This is a genomic window from Amycolatopsis methanolica 239 (genome assembly GCF_000739085.1).
Classification (GTDB): Bacteria; Actinomycetota; Actinomycetes; order Mycobacteriales; family Pseudonocardiaceae; genus Amycolatopsis_E; species Amycolatopsis_E methanolica.
Window position 1 is genome coordinate 3,806,552 of record NZ_CP009110.1, and the last position, 13,015, is coordinate 3,819,566.

General features: G+C 73.5%; 15 protein-coding genes. 7 read left to right on the plus strand and 8 right to left on the minus strand.

All coding sequences use genetic code 11. The features are described 5' to 3' along the window. From AMETH_RS18455 to AMETH_RS18470, 4 genes are all read right to left on the minus strand, one after another. The gene (locus AMETH_RS18455) at nucleotides 1–1,530 is read right to left on the minus strand and encodes a Re/Si-specific NAD(P)(+) transhydrogenase subunit alpha (RefSeq protein WP_017982609.1); all 1,530 of its coding nucleotides are present in this window, start codon (nucleotides 1,528–1,530) and stop codon (nucleotides 1–3) included. Between the two features lie 268 nt (nucleotides 1,531–1,798). Continuing rightward, nucleotides 1,799–2,218 carry an LLM class flavin-dependent oxidoreductase gene (locus AMETH_RS18460; RefSeq protein ID WP_017982610.1) on the minus strand — a complete coding sequence of 140 codons (420 nt, stop codon included), beginning with the start codon at nucleotides 2,216–2,218 and terminating at the stop codon, nucleotides 1,799–1,801. Further along, nucleotides 2,215–2,871: a maleylpyruvate isomerase N-terminal domain-containing protein gene (locus AMETH_RS18465; protein ID WP_017982611.1), complete on the minus strand. Its 657-nt coding sequence runs from the start codon at nucleotides 2,869–2,871 to the stop codon at nucleotides 2,215–2,217. Before AMETH_RS18465 ends, AMETH_RS18460 begins: the two co-directional genes overlap by 4 nt. Before the next feature lie 42 nt (nucleotides 2,872–2,913). Continuing rightward, the gene (locus tag AMETH_RS18470) at nucleotides 2,914–3,240 is read right to left on the minus strand and encodes a DUF6223 family protein (RefSeq protein WP_026153147.1); all 327 of its coding nucleotides are present in this window, start codon (nucleotides 3,238–3,240) and stop codon (nucleotides 2,914–2,916) included. 199 nt (nucleotides 3,241–3,439) lie between these two features. On the opposite strand from AMETH_RS18470, the gene AMETH_RS18475 reads away from it, so the two are divergent. From AMETH_RS18475 to AMETH_RS18485, 3 genes are read left to right on the plus strand one after another with little or no spacing between them, the layout of a single operon-like run. Then, nucleotides 3,440–4,579, plus strand: a complete 1,140-nt coding sequence (locus tag AMETH_RS18475) for a sensor histidine kinase (RefSeq protein WP_017982613.1) — start codon at nucleotides 3,440–3,442, stop codon at nucleotides 4,577–4,579. Beyond that, nucleotides 4,576–5,268, plus strand: coding sequence for a response regulator (locus AMETH_RS18480; protein WP_017982614.1), 693 nt, complete (start codon nucleotides 4,576–4,578; stop codon nucleotides 5,266–5,268). Before AMETH_RS18475 ends, AMETH_RS18480 begins: the two co-directional genes overlap by 4 nt. 9 nt (nucleotides 5,269–5,277) lie before the next feature. Then, nucleotides 5,278–5,700 (plus strand): nitroreductase family deazaflavin-dependent oxidoreductase, encoded by a 423-nt coding sequence (locus AMETH_RS18485; protein WP_038532209.1) that lies wholly within the window; start codon nucleotides 5,278–5,280, stop codon nucleotides 5,698–5,700. Nucleotides 5,701–5,753: 53 nt separating this feature from the next. Here AMETH_RS18485 and AMETH_RS18490 read toward each other — a convergent pair whose 3' ends face one another. The 4 genes from AMETH_RS18490 to AMETH_RS18505 are packed head-to-tail and all read right to left on the minus strand — an operon-like array spanning nucleotide 5,754 to nucleotide 8,671. Next, a complete protein-coding gene (locus tag AMETH_RS18490) occupies nucleotides 5,754–6,404 on the minus strand; it encodes an alpha/beta fold hydrolase (RefSeq protein ID WP_017982616.1) in 651 nt (216 codons plus the stop codon). A 3-nt stretch (nucleotides 6,405–6,407) separates the two neighbouring features. Continuing rightward, entirely contained in the window at nucleotides 6,408–6,725 is a 318-nt protein-coding gene (locus AMETH_RS18495; RefSeq protein WP_017982617.1) for a biotin/lipoyl-containing protein, read from the minus strand. Continuing rightward, entirely contained in the window at nucleotides 6,718–7,707 is a 990-nt protein-coding gene (locus AMETH_RS18500) for an alpha-ketoacid dehydrogenase subunit beta (RefSeq protein ID WP_017982618.1), read from the minus strand. Before AMETH_RS18500 ends, AMETH_RS18495 begins: the two co-directional genes overlap by 8 nt. Then, on the minus strand, nucleotides 7,700–8,671 hold the full coding sequence (locus tag AMETH_RS18505; protein WP_051079530.1) for a thiamine pyrophosphate-dependent enzyme: 972 nt from the start codon (nucleotides 8,669–8,671) through the stop codon (nucleotides 7,700–7,702). Before AMETH_RS18505 ends, AMETH_RS18500 begins: the two co-directional genes overlap by 8 nt. Before the next feature lie 155 nt (nucleotides 8,672–8,826). Between AMETH_RS18505 and AMETH_RS18510 the strand changes: the two genes are divergently transcribed. The 4 genes from AMETH_RS18510 (at nucleotide 8,827) to AMETH_RS18525 (ending at nucleotide 13,002) form a co-directional block, all read left to right on the plus strand. Then, nucleotides 8,827–9,474, plus strand: coding sequence for an IclR family transcriptional regulator (locus AMETH_RS18510; RefSeq protein WP_017982620.1), 648 nt, complete (start codon nucleotides 8,827–8,829; stop codon nucleotides 9,472–9,474). Nucleotides 9,475–9,568: 94 nt separating this feature from the next. Further along, on the plus strand, nucleotides 9,569–10,780 hold the full coding sequence (locus tag AMETH_RS18515) for a CaiB/BaiF CoA transferase family protein (RefSeq protein WP_017982621.1): 1,212 nt from the start codon (nucleotides 9,569–9,571) through the stop codon (nucleotides 10,778–10,780). A gap of 1 nt (nucleotide 10,781) precedes the next feature. Continuing rightward, on the plus strand, nucleotides 10,782–11,639 hold the full coding sequence (locus tag AMETH_RS18520; RefSeq protein WP_017982622.1) for a hydroxymethylglutaryl-CoA lyase: 858 nt from the start codon (nucleotides 10,782–10,784) through the stop codon (nucleotides 11,637–11,639). A gap of 79 nt (nucleotides 11,640–11,718) precedes the next feature. Beyond that, nucleotides 11,719–13,002: an SLC13 family permease gene (locus AMETH_RS18525; protein WP_017982623.1), complete on the plus strand. Its 1,284-nt coding sequence runs from the start codon at nucleotides 11,719–11,721 to the stop codon at nucleotides 13,000–13,002. The last annotated feature ends 13 nt before the right edge of the window (nucleotides 13,003–13,015 follow it).

Sequence of the window (13,015 nt, forward strand, 5' to 3'; positions counted from 1 at the left end):
TCAGCTGCGGGAGAACATCGAGAGCATGCGCCGGGTGACGGCGAACCCGCCGAAGATGTTGATCGAGGCGAGCAGGACCGCCGCGAACGCCAGCCAGGTCACCGCCCCGCCGCCGTGCCCGAGCTGCAACAGCGCGCCGACCACGATGATCCCGGAGATCGCGTTGGTCACCGACATCAGCGGCGTGTGCAGCGCGTGGTGCACGTGCCCGATCACGTAGAAGCCGATCACCACCGCCATCGCGAACACCGTCAGGTGCCCCTGCAACGCCGGCGGCGACGCCGCGACCAGCAGGAACAGCAATGCGCCCGCCGCCGCGACCAGCCCGATCCGCGCGGCCGGGGACAGCTTCTTCTGTTCCGGCTCCGGCTCCTTGGCGACGGCCTTCGGCGCGGCCTGCGCCGGGGCCGCCGACACCTGCGCCGGGGGCGGCGGCCACAGCAGCTCGCCCTCCCGGACCACGGTCATCGACCGGATGACGATGTCCTCCAGGTCGAACACCGGCGTGCCGTCCTTGCCCGGCGTCACCAGCTTCATCAGGTTGACCAGGTTCGTGCCATACAGCTGCGACGACTGCGCAGGCAACCGCCCGGGCAGGTCGGTGTAGCCGAGGATCGTCACCCCGTTGTCCGTGGTGACGGCCTTGCCGGCGACCGTGCCCTCGACGTTGCCGCCGTTGGCCGCGGCCATGTCCACGATCACGCTGCCCGGCCGCATCGAGGCGACCATGTCGGCGGTGATGATCCTCGGCGCCGGCTTCCCAGGGATCAGCGCGGTGGTGATGATGATGTCCACGTCGCGGCACTGCTCCTCGTACAGCTGCCGCTCGCGGGCCTTGTAGTCGTCGCTCATCTCCTTGGCGTAGCCCGTGGACGAGACCTCGACGTCGGGCGCCTCGATGGACAGGTACTCCCCGCCCAGCGAGGCGACCTGGTCGGCCACCTCGGGCCGCGGGTCGGTCGCGCGCACCACCGCGCCCAGGCTGCCCGCCGCGCCGATGGCGGCCAGACCGGCCACGCCCGCGCCGACGACGAGGACCTTCGCCGGGGGCACCTTGCCCGCGGCCGTGACCTGCCCGGTGAAGAACCGGCCGAACGTGTGTGCCGCCTCGACCACCGCGCGGTACCCGGCGATGTTGGCCATCGACGACAGCACGTCCAGCGACTGGGCCCGCGAGAGCCGCGGCACCGCGTCCATCGCCATCGCCGTGATGGGCCGCTTCGCCAGGTCGTCGACCAGCTCGTTGTTCAGGGCCGGGGCCAGCAGGCTGATCAGCGTCGCGCCCGGTTTCATCGCGTCCAGCTGCTCCTTGGCCGGCGCGTTCACCCCCAGGACGATTTCCGCCTGCACGGCGTTCCCGATCGAGGCGCCGGCTTCGGCGTACGCCTCGTCGGAGAAGCTCGCCAGCTCCCCGGCGCCCGGCTCCACCACGACCTCGTACCCCAGCTTGAGCAGCTGGGCCACCGTCGCGGGCGTCGCGGCCACCCTGGTTTCGCCGGGGGTGGCCTCCTTCAGCACTCCGACCAGCATCGAATCACCTCGTCCACGGTTGGACGACGAACGCCGGGTGTCGTACGTCGACGTACTCCTGGTCGCGCTCCCCCGTGGCCGACCCCGGTCGGGGAGCGCGCGATCATATTGGCAGCCTTTTTAACACGATGACCCGATTCTGCCGGTGACTGCGGCCACATGCGGATGATGGGGTGGTGCGCGGGCGGCTGTTGATCGGCGCCGCGGTGGTCGTCATCATCGTGGCGGTGGTGTTCGGCAGCGCCGTCGCCTTCCAGCGCAGGCTCATCTACCTGCCCTCGGGCGGCCGGTCCCGTCCGCGGCGGAGATCCTCCCGGGCGGCCGGGACGGTCTCCAGCCCGGCGCCGTCGAGCCGCACGTACCGGCCGTCGACGCGGACCCGCTCTCCGCGCAGCAACCCCGTCAGCGTCCGCGCGTACTCGGCGAACAACGCGGGGCGGAGCCGCGCCAGCGTCGCCAGCTCCATCGCGGCGAAGGCTACGTTGCGCGCCCCGGCGGGCAGGATGCCGATCCCCACGCGGATCCGGGACGTCACCGCAAGCACCGTCGCCGCCTGCTCGATGCCGCCGTGGAAGCCCAGGTCCTCCACGATCCACACCTCGCCGAAGCCGAGTTCCTCGGCCCACCGGGCGAACGGCACGATCTCCGCCGCCGCGAGATCCCGCGGCAGCATCACCCCGGCCGTCATCGGAGCACGAACGGGACTCGCGCGGCCAGCGGGCCCAGCGCCGCCCGCTCGGCCTCGGTGGGGGCCCGCCGCCCGGTGCCGACCAGCAACGCGTCCGCGTCGGAGAACGATTCGGGGAACTGCGCCCCGGCGATCTTCTCCAGCATTTCGCGCGACGCGGCGAGCCCCTCGGCGGGCGGCCCGGCCACGGACGGCAGCTGGGCCACCAGGTCGAGGTGGTGCAGCGTCCACTCCATGACGCAGGTGGACAGGTAGGCGGCCACGGTGAGGACCTGGTCGCGCGTGCGCACCCGCGCCGACGGGTCGGCCAGCTCCGCGGCGCGCCCGGCGGCGGAGCCGACGTCGTCGAGGTGGAACTTCAGCAGCCACGGCTCCCCGTAGGCCGCGGCCAGCCGGACGGTCAGCGCGTCGAGCGGGTCCTCACCGGTCGGCGGCTCGTCGCTGACCTCCCAGTAGGTCAGCTCGTCCCGGGTCGGCTCCTCGTCCGCCGGGGTCACCAGCGTGATCAGCACGTCCTGCGCGTCGATGATCAGGTGGCACACCAGGTCCCGCACCAGCCAGCCGGCGCAGCCGGACGGACGGGCGAGGTCGTCGTCGGCGAGCCCGGCGACCGCGGTCCGCAGCGCCGCCCACGAGCGTGAGAAGAGATCCACGCTTCGCAAGCTAACAGCGCCCGCCCGCCCGGGCGACCGGTTTCAGACGCGGGTGCGGGCGCGGGCCAGCCCGAGCCCGCCCAGCGCGGCGGCGACCAGCCCGATGGCCAGCGCCGCTAACCCGCCGACGATGCCGTAGCCGGTGCCCGGACCGCCCTCGGCCATCGCCACCACGATCCCGCCGGTCGCCATGCCGGCCACACCGGCGGCCAGTGCCGCGGTGGCGCCCCGCCGCCGGTGCCGGGCCACCGCGAGCGCTCCGGCGATCACCCCCGCCAGCGCCACCAGCGCGGCAACTGTTCCGACGAGCCGCCCGGTGGTGAGCGTTCCGGCGCCGACGGACTGGGCGAGCGCGTACTGGACGAACATGGGGAACTCCTTCTGCCGCAACGGTTTTTCCGACACCGGTGATCCTGCGCCGGATCATGCCGCCGGTCGTCCGGCGAGCGCAGGCAATCCGCACTGCCGCCGGCGCCGCAGGACCAGCGGAAATACTGCGTCCGCGGTAGTGGCGGGATGCTCCACGCGCAGGACTCGCCCTCGCCACGATCCGGCTAGGGTTTCGTGCATGAGCCGCGCCGGGAACCGGGTGATCCGCGCCGGCAACGGGACGATCCGCGCCGGGGATTGGGCGATCGGCGCCGGGATGGCGGCGATCCTCCTGGTGACCGCGCTGTCGGCGCCCGCCCCGGCCCTCGTGCCGCTGGGCTACGCGCTGCTGGCCGCCGGTGGTCTGGCACTGGCCGCGCACCGCCGGGCGCCGGTGGCCGTGCTGGCGGTGGCCGGGCTGAGCGCGCTGGGCGCCCAGGCGATCGGGGTTGTCGTGCCGGCGCTGGCCTACCTGTTCGCGGTGTTCGCCGCCGTCCGCGCCGGGCGGCGGCTCGCCGCGGTGGCCGCCACCGTGGTCATGCTGGCCGCGCTGCCGTTCGTGCTGCTGATCTCGCACGAGGAGACCGTCGGCGCGGCGTTCGCCCACTCCCGGGAGGTGCTCCAGCTGGCGTGGCTGGTCGCCGCCGGCGCGGCGGGCGAGGCGGTGCGGCAGGCCGAGCGCCGGGCGGACGAGGCCGAGCGCACCCGGGAGGAGACCGCGCGGCGCCGCGCCGACGAGGAGCGCCTGCACATCGCGCGCGAGCTGCACGATTCGCTCACCCACCAGATCTCCGTCATCAAGGTGCAGGCCGAGGTCGCCGTGCACCTCGCCCGCAAGCGCGGCGAGGACGTGCCGGAGTCGCTGCTGGCGATCCGGGACGCCGGGCGGGAGGCTGCCCGCGAGCTGCGGGCGACCTTGGAGGCGCTGCGCGACGACGACACCAGCCCGCCGCGCGGGCTGGACGACGTCCCGGAACTGGTGCGGCGCGCGCGATCCACCGGCCTGGAGACGACGCTGACGATCGACGGCGAACGGGACGAGGTGCCCGCCGCCGTGCAGCGCACCGCCTACCGGATCGTCCAGGAATCGCTGACCAACGTGGCCCGGCACGCGCGCGCCGCCAGCGCGTCGGTCCACATCGGATACCGGCCCGGCGCGATGGAGATCCGCGTGGACGACGACGGAACGGCCACCGTGGACGCGGCGCCGTCGCCCGGAGTCGGGTTGCTCGGCATGCGGGAGCGGGTCACCGCGCTCGGCGGCCGCCTCGTCGCCGCGCCCCGGGACGGCGGCGGGTTCCGCGTCCACGCCGAACTGCCCGTGGAGCGGGTGCCGTGATCCGCGTCCTGCTGGTGGACGACCAGCCGCTCATCCGCAGCGGGTTCCGCGCGCTGCTGGACAACGAGGACGACATCGAGGTGGTCGCCGAGGCCGGTGACGGCGCGGCCGGGGTCGCGCTCGCCCGCGAGCACGTGCCGGACATCGCGCTCGTCGACGTCCAGATGCCGGTCGTGGGCGGCATCGAAGCCACCCGCCGGATCGCCGCGGACCCGGCGCTCGCGGCGGTGCACGTGGTCATCCTGACCAACTACGGCCTGGACGAGTACGTGTTCGACGCGCTGCGGGCCGGGGCCGCCGGGTTCCTGGTCAAGGACATCCAGCCGGAGGACTTCCTGCACGCTGTGCGGGTCGCCGCCCGCGGTGACGCGCTGCTGGCCCCGTCGATCACCCGCAAGCTGATCGACCGGTACGTCAGCCGCCCGCTGCACCCCGGCCCCGGCCTCGGCGAGCTGACCAACCGCGAGCGCGAGGCGGTGGCGCTGGTCGCGCAGGGACTGTCCAACGACGAGATCGCCGAGCGCATGGTGATCAGCCCGCTGACCGCGAAGACGCACGTCAACCGCGCGATGACCAAGCTGCACGCGCGCGATCGCGCGCAACTGGTGGTGCTCGCCTACGAGTCCGGGCTGGTCACGCCCGCGAACCGGTCAGGAATCGAGAAGCACCGGCCCGCGCCGCGCGGTTGACTGTCCGGCATGGCGAGCAAGCCTTTACTCTGGTTCCAGCGGCGCATGAACGCCCGCACCGTCACCCGCATCCGCCGCAAGGGCGGCCGGATGATGGGCATGGAGGTCCTGATCCTGCACACCGCCGGCCGCCGCAGCGGGCAGCCGCGGGAGACACCGGTGACCTGGTTCGCCGACGGCGACGACTGGCTGCTCGTCGCCTCCGGCGGCGGCCACCGGAACCCGGACTGGTACGCGAACCTGATGGCGCGCCCGGACCGGGCGGCGATCGAGCTGTCCGGTCCGGACCGGGTGCCGGTGAAGCCGCAGCGGCTCGAGGGGACCGACCGCGACCGGGCGTGGCAGCGCATCGTCGCGGCGCAGCCGCGTTACGGCAAGTACCAGCGCAAGAGCCACCGCGAGTACCCGGTGGTCCGCCTGACCCGGCGGTGACCGCCTGGAGTCTCCGGCCATGGCCCGGCCCGCGCTGTACCAGTGGGCGCTGGTCATCCTGCGGGGGCGAGGAACGCGAGCGCCGCGTCCTTGAACCTGCGGCTGGACACCGCGTTGAGGTGGGTGCGCCGTCCGAGCGACACGAACGGCGCACCCAGCGACGCCGCGAACTCCGGGGCGCCCGTGGCGATCTCGTCCTGCTCACCGGCGGCGAACAACACGGGCACCGGCGGCGGGCCGCCGAGCCGGTGGCCGGCCATCCCGGCGACGCAGCCGTCCAGGCCGCCGCCGGACAGCGCCTCACGCACGCGCTCCATCGACTCGCGGGCGGCGGGGCGCCCGCCGATGCCGCCGAGCACCATCCGGCGGATCCGTCCCGGGGCGAGGCGCGCCAGCTCCCAACTGACCAGGCCGCCCATCGAGTACGTCACGGCATCCACAGTGGACACCCCGGCGTCGTCGAGCACGGCGAGGACGTCCCGCGCCAGACCGCCGGGCGAATACCCGGAGGCGGGCTTGCCGCTCTGCCCGTGCCCGCGCAGATCCACGGCCACGTGCCCGAGCCCGGCCAGCGCCCGCAACCAGCCGGTCTGCTCCCAGGTGCGGGCGCTGTCCGAGGCGAAGCCGTGGACCAGCAGCACCGGCCGCGACCCGGGGGCGTGGTCGTACCAGATCTTGGTGCCGTCGGCGGCGGTGGCGAACACGCCTCAGTCCTCCGGCAGGGTCAGGCGGACGCGCCGGTGCGGTTTGCGCTCCTCCGGGACGGTGCCGACGATCCCGGCGTCCTCCACGGTGAAGGTGACCAGCGGCGCGCCGACCGCGAGTTCCTCGTCCTCGCCGACGTGCAGCCGGGCGACGCGGCCGGACTGGGGCGAGGGGATCTCGACGGCGGACTTGGTGGTCTCCAGTTCGACCAGCGGCGCGTTGCGCTCGACCCAGTCGCCCTCGGCGACGAGCCACTCCAGCACGCGGGCGCTGATCAGGCCCTCGCCGAGGTCGGGCAGGGGGAAGGTCACTTCAGCCACGGCGGTACTCCAGGGTGGTCTGCACGGCGGTCAGGATGCGGTCGACGCTGGGCAGGTACTCGTCCTCCAGCGCTCCGGACGGGTAGGGCACGTCGAACCCGGTGACCCGCTGCACGGGCGCGCGCAGGTCGGCGAAGCAGCGTTCGGTGATCAGCGCGGACACCTCGGCGCCGAGCCCGGCGGACAGCGGCGCCTCGTGCACGACGACCGCGCGCCGGGTGCGGGCCACCGACCGCGCGAGCCCGTCGGCGTCGATCGGCTTGAGCCAGCGCAGGTCGAGGACTTCCAGCTCGACCCCGTCCTCGGCGGCCAGTTCGGCGGCCTGCAGGCAGCGGGCGACCATCGCGCCCCATGCGACCAGAGTGCCGTGCTCGCCGGGCCGGGCGATGCGGCTGGTGCCGGGCGGCGGTATCTCGGCCGGCTCGGTGGGGTCGAACGTTTCGCGGTGCCAGTACCGGGACTTGGGTTCGAGGAAGATCACGGGGTCGGGGTCGGCGATGGCCTGCCGCAGCAGGTGGTAGCCCTCGCTCGGGGTGGCGGGCGCGACGACCTTGAGGCCGGGCACGTGCGCGAACAGCGCCTCCAGGCTTTCGCCGTGGTGCTCGGGCGCCTTGATCCCGCCGAAACTGGGCAGCCGCAACGTGATCGGCATGTTCAGCACCCCCCGGCTGCGGTAGTGCATGCGGGCGACCTGGTTGGCGATCTGGTCGATCGCGGGGTAGCTGAAGCCGTCGAACTGGATCTCCGGCACCGGCCGCCACCCGGCCACCGCCAGCCCGACCGCCATGCCCATGATCGCGGACTCGGCCAGCGGGGTGTCGAACACGCGGTGCTCCCCGAACTTGTCGCGCAGCCCGTCGGTCACCCGGAACACCCCGCCCAGCGTGCCGACGTCCTCGCCGAAGATCAGCACCCGGTCGTCGTCCTCGCAGGCGTGGCACAGGGCGACGTTCAGCGCCTGCTGCAACGAGAACTCAGGCATCGAGGGACTCCTTCCACACCCGCTGCTGCTCCAGCAGGGCCGGCGTGGGCTCGCGGTAGACGAACGAGAACAGCTCCTCGGCGGGCGGCGGTTTCAGCGCCAGCAGGCCGTCGCGGACACCGCGTACCACCGTGGCGGCGTGCTCCTCGGCCGCGGCGACCTCGTCGGCGGACAGCCGCGCGGCGGCACGGGTCAGCGGGTCCCGGTCGAGCCACACGCGCTCGTCCTCCAGCGTGCGGTACCGGCCGGGATCGTCCGATGTGGAGTGCGGGCCCAGCCGGTAGGTCATCGCCTCGATCACGGTCGGGCCGCCGCCGTCGCGGGCGCGGTCCAGCGCGGCGCGGGTCGCGTCGAACACCGCGACCACGTCATTGCCGTCGACGCGCACGCCCTCGATGCCGTACCCGGCGGCGCGGGCGGCGACCGAGCCGCCCGCCACCTGCTCCGCGGCCGGCACCGAGATCGCCCAGCCGTTGTTCTGGCAGAAGAAGACCACCGGCAGCCGGTAGACGCCGGCGAAGTTCATCGCCTCGTGCACGTCGCCCTGTGAGCTGGCGCCGTCGCCGAAATAGGTGATCGCCACGCCGCCGGTGTCGTCGAACTTCGCGCCCATCGCCCAGCCCACCGCGTGGGTGACGGGGCCGCCGACGACGGCGTTGAACGGCGCCAGCCGGGAGACCTTCGGGTCGTAGAGCCCGCCGTGCCACACGTTGAGGTGGGTCGCGAGGTAGCCGACGAGGTCGACGCTCATCGCCACCGCGACGCCGAGCTCGCGGTAGCAGGGGAAGGCGAAGTCGCGGGCCAGGTCGAGCGCGGCGGCGCTGCCGACCTGCGCTGCCTCCTGGCCCCTGGCGGGCGCGTAGGCGGGGAACACCCCCTGGCGCTGCAGCGCGATGGCCTCTTCGTCGAGCCGGCGCGCCACGACCATCAGGCGGTGGAGCGCGGGGAGATCAGCTTCGTGCATGGCGGAAGGGTGCGGGGCGGCGCCGAAGCTGCGCAAGTGTCGCCCCGGACGCTGATCACTGTGCGCGTTCTGCCCCGCGTTTGGCCGCTTTCACTGGTCATTTTGTCCAGCGAGCCGCCGCGGCGACCACGCACCGGCGGCGCTACGGTGTCGGCGTGGCGGACGACGAGCAGCGGCGCGAGACGGTGTCGACCGGGGTCGGTGTGCTGGACCGGGTGGTCGCGATCCTGGACGCGGTCGAGGCGAACCCGATGGGGGCCAGCGAGATCGCCCGCGCGCTGGGGCTGTCGGTGCCGACCGCCCACCGCCTGGTGTCCGCCATGGTCAAGCACGGTCTGCTGCACCGCGACGACGACGGCCGCCACCACATCGGCCCCCGGTTCGCCTCGTCCGCGCTGACGGCCGCCGCGACGCCGGTGCTCACCGGGCTGCGCGCCGAGACCGGCGAGACGGCCCAGCTGTGGGTGCTGCGCGGCGAGGACCGGCTGTGCGTGGCGAGCGAGGAGTCGCCCCACGAGCTGCGCGCCGCCGTGCCCGTGGGCACGGTGCTGCCGTTGTCGGACAAGGGATCGGCGGCTCTGGCGCTCACCGGCGCGGGCCGGGGCTGGGTGGCGAGCGTGTCCGAGCGGACCCCCGGCCTGTGTTCGGTGAGCGCGCCCGTGCGCTATCGCGGCGACGTGGTCGCGGCGGTCTGCCTGGCCGCCCCGGTGTTCCGGGTGTCGGGCGACGGGCCGGGCGCGCAGTACGGCGACCTCGTGGTCGCGGCCGCGGAAACCCTGGAAAGGGCGTTGCGCCACCGCTGAAGTCGCGCGCCGGTCTTGTGGCGCCGGGCTCTCGCGGCTTATGGTCCTTCTCGTTAAATGACAGCGTTAGTCATTATTTGAGAACGGAGGCGTTGTGGCCGACGCTCCCCTGACCGGCATCCGCGTGCTCGAACTCGGCAACTTCATCGCCGCCCCCTTCGCCACCCGCGTCTTCGCCGACTTCGGCGCCGAGGTGATCAAGGTCGAACGGCCCGGCGTCGGCGACGAGCTGCGCGGCTGGCGCCGCACCCGGGGCGGCACGTCGATGCTGTTCCGGACCATCGCGCGCAACAAGAAGTCGGTCACACTGGACCTGAAGAAGGACGAGGGCCGCGCGCTCGTCCTGGACCTGGTGCGGCAGTGCGACGTGGTGGTCGAGAACTTCCGCCCCGGCACGCTGGAACGCTGGGACCTCGGGCCGGCCGACCTCACCGCGGTGAACCCGGACCTCGTGGTCGTCCGCATCTCCGGCTACGGGCAGACCGGCCCCTACCGCGATCGCGCCGGGTTCGGCGGCGTCGCCGAAGCCTTCGGCGGGCTGCGGCAGGTCACCGGGCACCCGGACCGTCCCCCGGTGCGGCCGGCCGCGCCGATCGCCGACGCCACCGCCGGGCTCTACGGCGTCGTCGGCGCGCTGATGTTGTTGCTGGGCAAGGCACGCGGTCTCCCCCACGACGGCCCACGGGTCGCCGACGTCGCGCTCTACGAGTCGGTGTTCATGATGATGGAGTCGCTGATCCCGGACTTCGACGCCTACGGCGTGGTGCGCGAGCGCACGGCCGGGAACCTGCCCGGTGTGGTGCCCAGCGGCGTCTACCCCACCGCCGACGGGCAGTCGGTCATGATCGCGGGCAACTCCAGCGGCGCGTTCGGCCGCCTGATGACCGCGGTCGGCCGCCAGGACCTGGCCGAGGACCCGGCGCTCGCCGACGGCGACGCCCGCTCCGCCCGGGAAGACGAACTCGACGCCGCCATCACCGCGTGGACCTCGGCGCACACCGCGCCGGAGGCGGTGCGGATCCTCAACGAAGCCGGGGTGCCTGCGGGGCCGGTGCACGACGCGCGGGCCATCGCCGAGGACGAGCACTACCGCGCGCGGGACATGCTGCGCCCCCTCAAGGTCGTGGTCGAGTCCGAGCCGGAGGAGATCCGCTTCCCCGGCGTGGTGCCGCGCCTGCCGGGCGCCCCCGGCGACGTCCGGTGGGCGGGCCCGGAACTGGGCGAGCACACCGAAGCCGTGCTCGGCGGGCTGCTCGGCATCGGCGCCGACCGCCTGTCCGGCTACCGCGAGCGGAAGGTGATCTGAGGTGAGCGTGACCATCACCGACGTGGTGCTGCGCGACGGCCTGCAGGACGAGGCGGCCGTGGTGCCGGTGGCCGACCGGGTCGCGATCGCGGAGGCGCTCGTCGCCGCCGGCCTGCGGCACCTGGAAGCCGGATCGTTCGTCAACCCCGCCAAGGTGCCCCAGATGGCCGGGGCGGAGGACCTGGTCGCAGCGCTGCCGCATCAGGACTCCGTGCGCTACACCTTTCTCGCGCTCAACGCCCGCGGCGTGCGCCGCGCCGTCGCCGCGGGCGCCCGCGACGTGCTGGTCGTCGCCTCGGCCAGCAGCGGGCACAGCCGCGCCAACGCCGGCCGGGACAGCGACGCCGCGCTGGACGACCTGGCCCGCGCGGCGGCCGAGCACCCCGGAACCGCTTTCCGGGCCGGCATTTCGACCGCGTTCGTGTGCCCGTTCGACGGCGCGGTCGCCCCGGACCGGCTGGTCGCGGTCGCCCGGCGGTTCGCCGCGATGGGCATCCGCCGCATCGGGCTCGCCGATACCCTGGGCACCGCCCCGCCGGACCAGGTCATGACCTCGCTCGCGCACGTCCGCGACGCCCTGCCCGACGTCGAACTCTCCCTGCACCTGCACAACGCGCACGGTCAGGCACTGAGCACAGTGGACGCCGCGATCGAGGCGGGCGTCACCCTCTTCGACAGCGCCGCGGGCGGCTACGGCGGCTGCCCGTTCGCGCCCGGCGCCCACGGCAACATCGCCACCGAGGATCTCGTGGCCCACCTGCACGCCCGCGGCATCCCCACCGGGATCGACGAAGACGTGCTGTCCACCGCGGTCGCCACCGTGCGGGACGCGCTGCGCCGCGCCCCCGCACCGGCCTGACCGGCCGCGTCGTTCCCCTGGTCCCTCGTCAATGGTGACGTGGCCCGCCCGCGGGCGTGCGTGACCGGAACAGGTCGCAATGGTCCAGTTCGTTTCACTCCTCGTCCTCGTGGCGGTGTTCACCCTCGCCACGGTCCTGCCCGTCAACATGGGGATCCTCGCGTTCGTCGCCGCGTTCGTCGTCGGCGCGATCTCCGGCATCTCCGTGGACGACGTCACCGGATACTTCCCCGGCGACACGTTCGTCCTCGTCGTCGGCATCACGCTGCTGTTCGGGGTGGCGAAGGTCAACGGCACGATCGACCTCGTCGTCGCCGCATCGCTCAAGCTGGTGCGCGGGCGGCGGTGGGCGGTGGTGTGGCTGATGTTCGCGCTCGCCGCCGTGCTCATGTCGCTGGGGTCGGTGCTCGCGGTCGGCATGCTCGCACCCATCGCGATGCCCATCGCGGCGCGCTACCGGATCAACCCGCTGCTGATGGGCATGATGCTCAGCCACGGCGCGTTGTCGGCCGCGTTCTCCCCCACCACCGTCTACGGCGCGTTCACCACCGGCATGGTGCACGACGCTGGCCTGGACGTCAGCCCGCCGTTGCTGTTCGCCGTGCCGTTCGGGCTCAACGTGCTCATCGCCGCGGTGCTGTTCGCGGTCCTCGGGCGCGACCTGTTCGGCCGCGACGAGGACGTGGCGGGACCGGCTCAGCCGGCCGGCGGTGGCGGGTCCACCGGCACGCTCGCGCGGACCCGGACCACCGTCGTCACCGGAGCACGAGTCACCCCGCTGCGGGTGATCACCCTGACCGGCATGCTCGCGCTGCTGGTCACCGGGGCGCTCGGGATCGACGTCGGACTGGCGGCGTTCGTCATCGCCGCCGTCCTGCTGCTGCTCGCCCCGGACCGGCACAAGCCGTCGGCCGACGAGGTCGCCTCGCCCGCCGTGCTGCTGGTGTGCGGGATGCTGTCCTACATGGCGGTGCTGAAGGAGAACGGCACCCTGGCGATGCTCGGCGAGGCGGCCGCGGCACTCGGGTCGCCGGTGCTCGCCGCACTGCTGCTGTGCTTCGCCGTGGCGATCGTGTCCGCGTTCGGCTCGTCCATCGGCACCCTCGGGATCGCGCTTCCGCTGGCCGTGCCGTTGCTCGACCTCGGGCAGCTCGGGGCCGCCGGGTTCGTCGTCGCGCTCGGCTTCTGCTCCACCGTCGTGGACGTGAGCCCGTTTTCCACCAACGGGATCATCGTGCTCGCGCAGGCCGTGGTCCCCGACAAGCGCGTCTTCCAGCGCCGCATGCTCGCCTACAGCGCGCTCGTCGTGGCGGGCGCGCCGCTGCTCGCCTGGACGGCGGCGATCCTGCCGTCCGCACTCTGAATCCACAGTAGAC

Coding starts and splice junctions, on each gene's coding strand:
- AMETH_RS18455 (WP_017982609.1), bottom strand. CDS start 1,530: ATGCTGGTCGGAGTGCTGAAGGAGGCCACCCCCGGCGAAACCAGGGTG.
- AMETH_RS18460 (WP_017982610.1), bottom strand. CDS start 2,218: ATGACGGCCGGGGTGATGCTGCCGCGGGATCTCGCGGCGGCGGAGATC.
- AMETH_RS18470 (WP_026153147.1), bottom strand. CDS start 3,240: ATGTTCGTCCAGTACGCGCTCGCCCAGTCCGTCGGCGCCGGAACGCTC.
- AMETH_RS18475 (WP_017982613.1), top strand. CDS start 3,440: ATGAGCCGCGCCGGGAACCGGGTGATCCGCGCCGGCAACGGGACGATC.
- AMETH_RS18485 (WP_038532209.1), top strand. CDS start 5,278: ATGGCGAGCAAGCCTTTACTCTGGTTCCAGCGGCGCATGAACGCCCGC.
- AMETH_RS18500 (WP_017982618.1), bottom strand. CDS start 7,707: ATGCCTGAGTTCTCGTTGCAGCAGGCGCTGAACGTCGCCCTGTGCCAC.
- AMETH_RS18505 (WP_051079530.1), bottom strand. CDS start 8,671: ATGCACGAAGCTGATCTCCCCGCGCTCCACCGCCTGATGGTCGTGGCG.
- AMETH_RS18525 (WP_017982623.1), top strand. CDS start 11,719: ATGGTCCAGTTCGTTTCACTCCTCGTCCTCGTGGCGGTGTTCACCCTC.